This is a genomic window from Thainema salinarum CENA647 (assembly GCF_057732415.1).
Map to the genome: position 1 here is coordinate 1434713 of NZ_JBYJZJ010000022.1, position 11958 is coordinate 1446670.

At 49.1% G+C, this 11958-nt stretch carries 9 protein-coding genes and 2 pseudogenes; 8 read left to right on the plus strand and 3 right to left on the minus strand.

Annotation, left to right across the window (positions count from 1 at the left end; all coding sequences use genetic code 11):
* Positions 1–135: 135 nt before the first annotated feature.
* Positions 136–1268 (minus strand): IS630 family transposase gene (locus AC286M_RS13120; RefSeq protein WP_488203093.1). Its coding sequence is split into 2 segments (ribosomal slippage): positions 136–842 and positions 842–1268, totalling 1134 coding nucleotides; the frame shifts between segments, so codons are not numbered across the junction.
* Between the two features lie 84 nt (positions 1269–1352).
* Here AC286M_RS13120 and AC286M_RS13125 point away from each other — a divergent pair.
* Together AC286M_RS13125 and AC286M_RS13130 are read left to right on the plus strand one after the other, a co-directional pair.
* Positions 1353–2510 (plus strand): IS110 family transposase, encoded by a 1158-nt coding sequence (locus tag AC286M_RS13125; protein ID WP_488204821.1) that lies wholly within the window; start codon positions 1353–1355, stop codon positions 2508–2510.
* Positions 2511–2652: 142 nt separating this feature from the next.
* The gene (locus tag AC286M_RS13130; protein WP_488204822.1) at positions 2653–3471 is read left to right on the plus strand and encodes a hypothetical protein; all 819 of its coding nucleotides are present in this window, start codon (positions 2653–2655) and stop codon (positions 3469–3471) included.
* 162 nt (positions 3472–3633) lie between these two features.
* Here AC286M_RS13130 and AC286M_RS13135 read toward each other — a convergent pair whose 3' ends face one another.
* Positions 3634–4554, minus strand: coding sequence for a carbohydrate ABC transporter permease (locus AC286M_RS13135; protein WP_488204823.1), 921 nt, complete (start codon positions 4552–4554; stop codon positions 3634–3636).
* A gap of 182 nt (positions 4555–4736) precedes the next feature.
* Between AC286M_RS13135 and AC286M_RS13140 the strand changes: the two genes are divergently transcribed.
* The 5 genes from AC286M_RS13140 (at position 4737) to AC286M_RS13160 (ending at position 9581) form a co-directional block, all read left to right on the plus strand.
* On the plus strand, positions 4737–6020 hold the full coding sequence (locus tag AC286M_RS13140) for a TIGR00341 family protein (protein ID WP_488204824.1): 1284 nt from the start codon (positions 4737–4739) through the stop codon (positions 6018–6020).
* 125 nt (positions 6021–6145) lie between these two features.
* Positions 6146–6589: an IS200/IS605 family transposase gene (tnpA, locus tag AC286M_RS13145; protein ID WP_488202591.1), complete on the plus strand. Its 444-nt coding sequence runs from the start codon at positions 6146–6148 to the stop codon at positions 6587–6589.
* Between the two features lie 104 nt (positions 6590–6693).
* Positions 6694–7557, plus strand: coding sequence for an SDR family oxidoreductase (locus AC286M_RS13150; protein WP_488204825.1), 864 nt, complete (start codon positions 6694–6696; stop codon positions 7555–7557).
* Between the two features lie 150 nt (positions 7558–7707).
* Entirely contained in the window at positions 7708–8217 is a 510-nt protein-coding gene (locus tag AC286M_RS13155; RefSeq protein ID WP_488204826.1) for an AI-2E family transporter, read from the plus strand.
* A 56-nt stretch (positions 8218–8273) separates the two neighbouring features.
* Positions 8274–9581 carry an NF041680 family putative transposase gene (locus tag AC286M_RS13160; protein ID WP_488204827.1) on the plus strand — a complete coding sequence of 436 codons (1308 nt, stop codon included), beginning with the start codon at positions 8274–8276 and terminating at the stop codon, positions 9579–9581.
* A gap of 272 nt (positions 9582–9853) precedes the next feature.
* On the opposite strand, the pseudogene AC286M_RS13165 reads toward AC286M_RS13160, so the two are convergent.
* Positions 9854–10956 (minus strand): annotated as a pseudogene (locus tag AC286M_RS13165) (ISAs1 family transposase).
* 85 nt (positions 10957–11041) lie between these two features.
* On the opposite strand from AC286M_RS13165, the pseudogene AC286M_RS13170 reads away from it, so the two are divergent.
* Positions 11042–11413 (plus strand): annotated as a pseudogene (locus tag AC286M_RS13170) (AI-2E family transporter); the annotation flags it as partial.
* Positions 11414–11958 lie beyond the last annotated feature (545 nt).

An 11958-nucleotide genomic window follows, 5' to 3' on the forward strand; every position in this document is an offset into this window, starting at 1 on the left:
ATGCCCCTCAGACACTAGTAGGAACCACATAGAGAGAACCCTCGACGGCTAAAGGGCTCCCTCTCAGTACCAACATAAGACACCTTGAGATACAAGTGGGCACCCAAAGGGAAGCCCTTAGACACTAGTGTTCAGTCAATTAATAATTGACGGGTAAAGTCTATGTAATTTAACCCTGGCATCGGCTGTTGTAAACCGCCAATCAATCCAGGTTTCTTCGTGATTACGATTGTCCTGCCAGGCATCAACCTCGGATTTGAGCGTCTCCAAATCAGGAATACGACGATCTAAACATTGACGACTGAGAATACTCAATTCGATTTCTGCCATATTCAACCAACTTCCATGCTTGGGCGTATGACAAAAGTCCAACCGACTCAAGATTCGCTGTGCTTCTTGTGGCTCAAACGCTTTGTAGAGCGATGCGGGCGAATGGGTATTGAGATTATCTTGAATCACAATCAGTTTCTCTGCCTGAACATAATCTGAATCAACCAACGTTTTGAGCAAGTGAGCATAATCGAGTGCCGTGCGGTGCTGCGTCACTTCCACCCGCCGCCATCCCACCATTGGCTCACAAATCATAAACAGATTCGCTGTACCATTGCGTTCATATTCATAATTGAAGCGTTTGGGGTGTCCCCGTTCAGCAGGAATGGGAACCAGGGTTTCTTTGACTAATTGTTTGGTTGCCTCATCAATGCAAATCACAGGAATCTTGGGATTGTAAGCTGTTTGATACACCTCCAACACGCATTCCATGCGCCAGACAAACTCGGCTGATTGTTCAGGCGGAATTACCCAGCACTCTTGTCGCCAGGGTTGCAGTTCGTTTTTTTCAGCACTTGTCGCACACTCTCATGGCTCAGTTGCTCAACATAGTTCAACTCGACCATCTGATCTGCTAGCAACCGCAATGTCCATCGCCCCTTTCCCTTCGGAACCTCGCTACAGCGCAATGCAATCAAATGCGCCTCAACCTCGCCATTTAATTTCCGTTTTCGACCGCCACCGGGACGGCACTTCAGCGCCGCTTCCAGTCCTTCCTCGACAAATCGCTGACGCACCCGCTCAATCGTTCTGATACTCATGCCAAAGGCATCTTTAATCTCCTGGTCACGCCAACTCCCACTTGGTTGATTGCAATCTGCTTTCAGGAGAATCCGGGCATGATTGATCGTATAAGCCGCTCGTTTGCCCGTTTTAACCATTTGTTCGAGTTCTTGTCGTTCTGCTTCGCTTAAGCTTACGATGTACTTTTTGACCATGTCAGCACCTTGATTGCACTGACTTCATCTTACTCTTTTACCCGTCATCCTTTTATTGACTGACCACTAGTAGGAAAGATTCTTATGCAGAAACAAAATATTACCGTACTTGGCCTAGATATTTCTAAGCTGAGTGCTTCAGCATGGTTGCTTTCAGAGATTCCCGAAAATCCCAAACGATTTGCGCGGCAGCATAAGCAGACTTCACTGAGGGTTTCGAGTGAGGGTAGAGACGCACTCTTATCGCTCGATTTCGATTTTGTAGTGCTCGAACCCACCGGAGTTTATAGCCGGATATGGCGACACTGGTTGAGACAAGCTGGCCGGGCCTATCGTCTGGTGGGTCACAAGGAGTTAGCCAATTACAGAAACAGTTGGCAACTCCAAAAAACTGACAAGCTCGATGGGTTGGCGATGGCGATGTATGGATTGGAGAGGTGCGATCGCAAATCTTTCTGGTTAGTAGAGAAAGACTACCAGCTTTCAGATTTGACGCATTATCACTGGCATCTCAACCGTCAGAAGAACGGATTTATCAACAATCTCCGCAGTAAGCTAAGCTGGCAAATTCCCGAATGGTACAAAAAAGCCATCCAGCGCCCCTATGGATCGGATCGGCTTCCGGGCATCCTCAGCTACATTGCAGGTGAATCCGAAAAGGCCAAGTGGGAAACAGAAGCAGCTCAATCAATTGGATTAGGTCTGAGCTTTGAGAGCAGCAGTTTAGCCCGCATCCTGATCCAGATTGAACAAGAGGAAATCCTCACCGAGCAGTGCATCCTTGAGGAGTTAAGTAAGCCGCAGTATGCATCGTATGTAGAAGCTGCTCAGCAGTGTGGATTCAGTACTAGGCTCACAGCTCTACTGATTAGCTGCATTTACCCGCTGGAGCAGTATCTTGACGACGGACGGCAGCGCATTATCCATCATCCAACCAAGGAAAAGGGTAAGCGAGTCCGCAAGAATGAATCGCTCAGAGCTTTTAAACTCGCTTGCGGTGTGGGCCTCATCTGGCATCAGTCTGGAGATTTTCAAGGCTGGGTCGCTGGTGGAAGTGGAATGACTCGTGAAGCGCTCTACACATTTGCGATCTCAACCTACCGATGCAGCAAAAAACACGGCCTCAATGATCCTCACCTCAAATTCATCAAGCATGGATTTGACAAGCAAGGCATCATGAAGTACGCACGGAAGAAGGTAGAGGATTACTATTACGCTCTATATCGAGCGGTAGCGACCTAAGCGTTTTTTAGAGACACTAGAAACAGGATAAATCCCTGTTAGTTAAAGCATCGAATAGCCATCAGCATGCATCGTTGCCTTGATCTAATCAGTGCAATGTTCTGAGTGTCATGCCACCCATCACGGATCGTTCGCCAATCCTATGTCTCTGCATAAGTTTCCTCTGACTGCTATTCAGAAAATCCAGCAGCATATTCGTCAGTCTCTAACTTTGCCTGATTCAGAACGACGTTTAGAAGCCTGGACTTTTCCAGACGACATGGATGAGTTGCCCATTCCTGAATCACTGGATGATTTAGGCGATTTATTCAAATTTGGTAGTCCACTCTCAACCGAATCGGCTGGATTTGATGAAGAGGGCCGCTGGCTGATCAGCACCGTGAATCCAGCCGCAGTACTGCTACAAATTCCGAGTTTGCAACTGCGCGAGGGGTGGCGCTGGGTGACGTTTTTGCATCGGCGTAAAACGGGTGGCATTAATACAGTTTGGGCTGTACCCGAAGAGATGGCAACGGTGACCCAACTGGAATTGGCTATGGAAAATGCCAGCGATCGCGGACATCCGCCTCAGCCGGAACAGGGTTTAGATGATCCAATGACAGCTTTAAGAGGTGATCGATCGCCGATGTCTTTTGTGGTGGCCTCCATTCTGCGGCGGGAACTGAAAGAGTTTGGTGCGCTAGGTGCAGACTGCAAATGGCAAAACCACCGACCGATTGAGACAATTCCTAACCAGATGAAGTGGCAGTGGAAAGGCGATCCACCTAAGGATTTGGTGCCTAAAGTCAAGGTTTTTCCAGACGGTCGAGTTGCGGTTGAATTCTTCACCTGTCGTGTGAAGCCACCGATTGTGATTTGCCGTCACATTGACCAGTACGACAAACGAGATGACTATGTGGCTGCTAGTTCTGATCGTGCGATCGCACTAATGGCCACCAAAGTTCAACAAGCCTCGAAGTAAAAATCCCAATTCTATAGGGGTTCTAGATAAGAACGAGAGAGGAGAGTGCCTCAGGATGAGGCACTCTCCTCTCTCGTTTTCTCACTCTTAACTGGAATCACTATAAATTGCGGCCAAAGCTTGCAGCGCGAGCTTTGGCCGCAATTTGAATAAACAGTCAGACTACACAATTGGCTGCTTGCCGCTCACGGCTAACCGAATAAACGACAGCAGCAAAATCACCAAGAACAGCACCAGACCAATCGTACAGCCGTAGCTAATGTCAAAATTTTGGGGATCGAATGCCTGCTCGTAGACATAATACACAATCGTCTTTGAGCTGTTTAGCGGCCCACCCCGCGTCATCACGTAGACTTCTTCAAAGACCTTGGTAGCTGAGATGGCCGAAATGACCGCTACGAGAAACAGATAGGGGCGCATCAGCGGCAGTGTAATATCCCAATGGCGTCGCCAACCGTCGGAGCCATCGATAGATGCGGCTTCATAGAGATCATCGGGAATAGACTGTAGCCCAGCTAGATAGATCACCATGTAGTAGCCCAAGCCTTTCCAGATAGTGACGGCGATGACGCTGAATAGAGCCAGATTGGGACTGGTTAACCAGGGGACACCCGCTTCTGAGAGGCCCAGCCAACGCAAGATTTGATTCAGCAGTCCCGTTTCGGCATAGAGCCAGCGCCACGCGATCCCGGCCACTACCATCGAAATCACCACGGGCACGTAGTAGGCCACCCGGAACCAGCGAATGCCGCGCAGTTTTTGGTTGACGAGAATCGCTAAGCCCAAGGGGGCAATCACCAGTACTGGGACGGCGCAAATCAGGTAAATCAGCGTATTCTTCAGCGTTTGCCAAAAGACGGCATCTGTTAATAAACGCTGAAAGTTATCGAGCCCAACCCAGGTCGGTGCAGCCGTTAGATCATAGCCGTAGGTCGTAAAGCTGAGGTAGAACGCTCGTAGGGCGGGCCAGAAAACGCTGATGCCCAGAACAAAAAGAGCGGGTAGCAAAAAGCCGTAGGGAACAAGCGTCCGCTGGAGTTTAGACCAGTCTTTAACCGCTCGTGGAGAAAGGTTGATTTGCATAGCGTAAGTGACCGGAGGAACACAAGCAACAAGCCGACACGTAAAATTGTCACCCCAAATTGTTACCTGTCAACCATAAAAACAATCCTGCTGAGCGATAAGGCCTCTCACCCAGGGCAGACGAATGCTGTTTCAGCAGCTTCTAATGTGGGCAGTGTAATCATCCACTGTGCTTTAGGTTCATGCGTCAACTGACTATTCGCGCACCGCAAGGATATGGCGAAAAGATTTATCACATCGCTCACGATCAGGGTGGCGTAAACTTGTCATGGTCATCTGCGATCGCAGATGATCAGCCTGTTGATCATGTAGAAGCCTATATTGAAAATCGTCGAGTTGAAAACTTTCTCTCCGAACTCGAATCGATTCCGGAGCTGCATGTTACGCTCCATCCACGGGGCGTCATGCCGCTGCGACCACCACCGTCGGAAGCGCCCCAAAAGCTGACTGATGTGACTGCCCGCAGTCCGCTGGAAATTTTTCTAGCGGGTTTGCAGAGTGTCGGCTCGTGGAAAGGCTTTTTAAGTTATTCCGTTGTGGCTGGCGTCGTTGTCTGGATTGGATTGTACACCAATACCAACTATCTGCTGGTGGCGGCGATGCTGATTGCGCCGTTTGCTGGTCCCGCCATGAATGTTGCGATCGCAAGTGCTAGAGGTGACCGCGATTTACTCACTCATGGTCTGCTGCGCTACTTCAGCGCGATTTTAGTTACAGTCGTGACCTGTTTTCTGCTGAGCATTGCATTTCAGCAAGAGATTGCTACTGCCTTGATGGTCAGTAGCAGTCAGATTTCGACTGTATCGGTTTTACTGCCCCTTGCCGCTGGAGCCGCAGGCTCACTGAACCTCGTGCAGTCTGAGCGCAGCAGTTTGGTTTCAGGGGCCGCAGTCGGTATTTTGGTAGCTGCGTCTCTAGCTCCTCCGGCAGGACTCGTTGGCATGTCCGCTGCCATCGGTCGCTGGGCAATGGTGCAAAGCGGCCTCTTTCTACTATTACTCCAGCTTGTCGGCATTAATTTATCCGCTACCCTGATCTTTCGTTTCTATGGTGGGTTATCACCCCAAGGCGCTCGCTATGACCGGGGAAAACGCTGGGTATTTCCGGCTAGTTTGGTGACGACAATAGGTGCGATCGCGGTTTTGCTCCTGTGGCAATTTGGCGGTTCGCCCAATCTCCAGCGATCCAGTAAGGCTCAACGGGCCACGGCTGAAATTCATCGAATTGTTGACCAAAGTTCAGTGGTTAGCTTAGTCAAAGCAGATGTAGAGTTTACCCGAGCGAATATTTCCGATCAAAATTCGTTGCTATGTAACTTATATGTGCAGCGCCATGCTGATGTGAATTTGTCAGATGAAGCGATTCGCCAACAGCTTAGCCAAACTATTCAAACCGAATTAAACGCCAGAGGATTTAATGTAACTCCACTTGTTTCAGTCACCGTTTTTGATACTCCGGATCAGTAGTCAATAAACTGAAATTTGACAGATGCTTCCTTTCTATAGAGCGCTGTTGAATGCTTATGTCTCCTTTGATTGATTTGAATCTCTTGGGGTCCATTCCCCGCCGCTCTGCGGCGTAAGATCTAAGAATGAGTGAGTACATCCACAAGAGTCATAACGTAACAGTTTTGCTATACCACTTAGTGTTTCCAGCAAAGTATCGACGGGTTGTGTTTGATGAGCAAGTAGATGCGGTTCTGCGAGAGGTCTGCCTCGAAATCGAGAAACGCTACGAGGTGAAGTTTGTCGAAATTGGAGTGGACAAAGACCATGTCCATTTTCTAGTGCAGTCCGTGCCGACCTATAGTGTGACCAAACTGGTAACGATGCTGAAAAGTTTAACTGCACGAGAAGTCTTCAAACGATGCCCTCAAGTGAAGCAGAAACTTTGGGGAGGCGAGTTTTGGAGTGATGGATATTTTGCGAGTACAGTAGGCCGCCACGGGGATGAAGGAATGATCGCCAAATATGTTCAAGCCCAAGGCAAAGATTACCTCAAATTGCATCGGGATAATCAACTTGCTCTTTTTTGATTCTGATACCCCGTCCGCTTGCGGCGGGGTATTTCATTACAAATTAAAAATTGTTAGCTTCAGATCTAGTTTGCATACACTATAACTCAGCAGATTAACTCATAATGACTATTACTCCAAATAAAATTCCACCCCAGAGCCAATCTCGTCAACCAGCTTTAGAATCGGAAATGAACCCCAAACCAGAGGTCATTTCGGATAGCTATAAAGGTAGCGACAAACTGAAAGGAAAAGTTGCTCTAATTACGGGCGGCGACAGTGGTATTGGCCGTTCAGTTGCTGTACATTACGCCCGTGAAGGTGCAGATGTTGCGATTGTCTACCTAGACGAGCATGAAGATGCTAAAGCAACCAAACAAATGGTTGAACAAGAAGGGCAGAAGTGTTTAATTATCGCTGGCGATATTAGCGGTGAAGAATTTTGCCAGCAGGCCGTACAACAAACAGTTGACCAACTTGGGCAACTTGATGTCTTGGTTAATAACGCAGCTGAACAGTATTTAGAAGAAGATATTAATGTGATTGATTCAGCTCGCCTGGGTTCAATCTTTAGTACTAACATCTTCTCAATGTTCTACTTTGTCAAAGCGGCGTTAAAGCACTTGAAGAAGGGAGCATCAATCATTAACACAACATCAATTAATGCCTATAAGGGTAACGGTAGTTTATTAAGCTACTCCACAACTAAAGGCGCAATTCTCGCGTTTACCCGTTCGCTGGCTCAGCCCATGCTTGAAAAGGGAATTCGCGTGAACGGTGTTGCTCCTGGCCCTATTTGGACACCCTTTATTCCTGACGCATTTCCCGCTGAAGGTGTAGAGGGATTTGGCAAGCAGGTGCCCATGCAGCGTCCGGGGCAGCCCTGCGAAGTCGCACCCAGCTTTGTTTTCTTGGCGTCTAATGATGATTCGTCCTACATCACAGGACAAGTGCTTCATCCCAATGGTGGCGTCGTGGTTGGCGCTTAATTTATAACCAGTTGACCAGCTTTTTAAGCCTGAAGACGGATTCATGATGCATGAGTCCGTCTTACTGTTTGGTAGCCATAACTTGTATCTAGCTATACCTTGCCCATAACAATCTAATAGTTTTCGAAAGCACCTAAATAGCTCAAGCTAATGCAATTACCTGAAAAAGCAACGCCAGTTTTTCTTGCCATTATCACCACAATTTTGGTTATTGCTGCACTGAAATATACTCGTCCGATTACGATGCCTCTGGCGTTTGCGTTCTTCATTACCGTTTTAGTTCATCCGTTGCAGCGCTGGTTAAATCGTTATGTGCCGCGTTGGTTAAGCCTGATCATCGTATTGGCTGTGTTAGCAGGCATATTAGGATTGGCGGTTGGGGCTCTGTCGTTAAGTGCTGAAATCATTGAGCCTAAACTACCTGGATATTTGGATCAAATTCAGCAAATGGCTAATACGGCTAGAACATGGGCTAGCAACTTTGGTCTTCCAACAGAGCAGCTTTTTTCATCATCTCAAGGTTCATCAAATCAGGTTGTCCAACAAGCCATCGGCGGTTTAAGATCCCTGCTCTCAGCGCTTAGCTTGTTTGTTTTAGTTGTGTCACTATTAGTACTGGAGTTTAGACTAAAGAGCGAAAGAAAATCGCGGTCGTGCTAGGCACGAACCGCGTTATAGCAGAAGCTGAGACAATACCACTCACCTCAGCAACTGCTATGCCCTACGATAGCCTGTACGGATTCCGCCAGCGCGCCCATCAATATTTGGGACGAGCGCATGATGCGACCTTTGAACTCATTGACGCGGTGTTGACGACACGGCAAGCGCCCAGCTTTGTCGAGCTCTCGCGCTCCCCATTCTTTCGTCGCCAATGGCCGAGTATCTATAGCGCTGTACATGACAGCCGACCGCAGCGCCGCCGACTGATGCAGCTGTACCTGGAGCAACTGCCCCAGGAGGAGCCAGTGGTGTTGGCTGGCGACCATACGGCATGGCCCCGTCCAGACGCGAAGTGCTTACCCGAACGGACGTATGAACATCAGGCTCAGGGTGTGGGAGGAGGGGGGCCGATTACCGTCGGTCAAGGCTACAGTACGTTGGCCTGGATTCCACCCGAGTCAGGCAGTTGGGCCTTGCCTTTGCGGCATGAGCGAATTACCAGTTGGGAGAGCCCATTAAGCAAAGCTGCATTTCAACTGCGGCAAGTGTGTAAAGAGTTATCCTGTCGTCCCTTGACGCTCTGGGACAGTGAGTATGGCTGTGCTCGCTTCGTGCTGGAAACCGCTGATATTGCCGCCGATAAACTCATGCGTCTGCGCTCTAACTTGAACCTCTGGGGAGCACCGCCGCCCTACAGTGGACGAGGACGTCCCAAAGTCCACGGCGACAAATTCAAACTCAATGACCCCGACACCTGGTGGTCAGCCGATGAGACAGCAATTCTCGAGCATCCCAAGTTGGGGACAGTGCGGGTGCGCTGTTGGCACCAGTTGCATTTTCGGCAAGCCGCTGCTCATCCCATGCGGCTGATTCAGGTGCAACGCCTTGATGCCACCGGACACCCTCGCCCCGCTCGCCCCCTCTGGTTGGTGTGGGTTGGCGAGAGTCCACCGCCCTTAGACACCCTCTGGCAACGCTATCTGCAACGCTTTGCTATCGACCACTGGTACCGCTTCATCAAGCAGCGACTGCATTGGCTCTTGCCGAAACTGGCAGACCCCAAAGCGGCGGAACGCTGGAGTGACTTGATGCCCTTAGCCACCTGGCAGTTATGGTTAGCGCGTGATCTCGTCCAAGACCAACCCTTGCCCTGGCAAAAACCTCAAGCCGCTCTGACTCCTGGACGAGTGGCTGATTCCATCGCTCCACTTTTCGCTCAGTTGGGCACACCGACTGCACTTCCCAAACCCCGAGGAAAATCACCGGGCTGGCCGACTGGCACCCCTCGACCCCCCAAACCCTACTGCCCCACCATCCGAAAACGAGGAAAACGCTCTAAAAAACAAGCCACATCTGTCCCTTAACCCCGCCATTCGGCTCCTGTTACTCCAAACATGCGCCACTGTCACAGGTGGTGCAATTTGGCCTTAGTCTAAACTCCAGTTAGTACTTTTGCTACTAGAAGTAAGTCAGTATCATCACAAAGTTGAACAGGCATTTCCATCAACAGCGAGTCGTCGTTTAGTTCATGCCGTTTCTAACACAAGCGACAAACTGCGTCGCTACTTAGGTGTGATGGCGCTTACGAGTTTAATAACTGGATTATTAACTATTGCTTGGTGCTTTGTACTCAGGGCTATTGCATTCTAAATAGAGACTTGAGAGTGCTAAGTCCAAATCCAGCCCGGCGTTGAGCTTGAGCCATATTCTCAAAGCCATGATTGCGATATAAGTTCAGCGCAAAATTACGGGCCAGTGCCCAATTTTGCACCAGAGGAGGGGTTCGAATGCGGGAGGCATCTTCCCCTTGAGTCACATCTCGGACATAATGCACCTTGTTTTCTACGCCCCAATAGCCTCGGATGCGTTGAGCAAAGGCTTGGACACTCTCACAAAAGGAAGCCACGTAGTAACGGGTGTCGTGAGACACCTCAACGATGTCGGCTCGATGCACCTGGCGCTCGGATTGAACTCGAATCAGCGTCTGCAATCCCGGAAACTCGGGCATGTTATCCAGGATGTGACTCATGCTGATCGTTCGTTTTTCAATGCGACCATGCCCTTTGTTGAGCTGTTGGACGGTTTGCTGCGCCTGAAAATGAGTCGTTACGGCCTGGAGCAGCCCAGATTGGTTGCCTTTGAGTGCCCCCAGATAATGGTTGCCACTGCTGAGAATCACCTCAGCCGTTTTTTTTGAGTACTGATCGCATCAAAGGCAAACACCACTCCATTGAGCGCCAATTGTTCAATGAAGATGGGCAAGGCTGTGATTTCATTGGTTTTGGACTCCACCTCATAGGGCTCCAGGATGAGTCCTCGTTCCACAATGTAAGCGCTGACCAGCAGAATTGCTGGATGCGACTCGACCTGTGGGTCATCGCTGAGCGCTTCATAAGACCCCCGCACAACTTTGCCATCAGTCGCAATCGTTTCTCCAGGCTGAGGATGAACGCCGAAAAACCGAGATAAACAGGCGGCATACTCGTGATAATCCACCCGCAAGAGCGTTCGTCGAATGGTGCTGTAGGAGGGTAAACGGTCTTGAGGAGGCGAAAACAACGCCACTAATTCATCGTGATACGCCTTGAGCCAATCCCCGATCGCCAGAAATCCCCGATTCCCTGCCGCAACGGCCAAGGTGAATAGGGCTAAACATAAGGCTTGGCTATGTCGTTGTCCGGCTCGACGGCGGGTATCGGGTAAGTCGGCAAAGGCTTCTACAATCGCAAGTTGAGTCATCTGAATCTGTAGATGAGCGTCAGCTTCGATCCCATATTAGGCTACTTGTTTAGAATGAAATAGCCCTGGCTTTGTACTAGGTGTTGACCTTGCATTTGTGTGGGGATTAATCGCGTTCGTTTTGAACTTTGTCCCAACCCTCGGTTCGATCATTGCCGTCATCCCACCAACGCTTGTGGCCTTAGTCTTTCAGGGTGTTGGTAAGGGGATTGCAACACTAGTTGGATTGGCGGTTATCCAAGTTATTATGGGAAATTTCGTAGATCCCCGCTTACAGGGCAAATCTTTAGAGCTATCCCCATTTGTAGCACTGGTTTCAATTGTATTTTGGGGATGGGTGTGGGGCATTCCTGGTGCAATATTAGGAGTGCCAATGACAATCGCAATCGTACTAGTTTGCCAGGAGTTTAAATCAACACAGGGGATTTCGATTTTACTGAGCGAGTACAAGAGCTGATGTTTCGTTAAATAACTTGTATCTCAGTAGCCCAGGAAAGGCTATATTACTTCATCAGTTGAAGCCAATAAAGCAAAGCACTGGCTGCAGCCAGTGCTTTTTAAGAACTGTTTTGAAATTAATTATCGGGAGTCGGTGCCTTGGTTGGGGCTACCAGGAACCTTCTCGTTCTTATTGCTAGGTGCTTCAGTTTTAGCGCCTTCACGCTCGTCTCCCTTGGAGTCTCGGGGCTGTTGACCCGTCCGGCGAGATATTCCTTCAAGAGGAGTCTGCTTATCTGTTGGGTTTTTATCGGTAGTCATACTATTTTAAGATTGAGTTCAACAAAAGAGGCTTTAGTGATGTAGTTGAACATGAATTTGCCCTTCAGCAATTTTTCAAGATAGAAAATGCTGTCAAAGCAAACAACTGTTCAGTCACACCATTTGCCTGTACTACTGCTGTAAACTTCAAGCGCTTTTGAAAATGATCAACGCTGTTGTCAGTCAAGCCTTGATCGACTTCTAATCGTTGAAAACTTTTGCAGTAGCGAGTAGCAGAAAGTT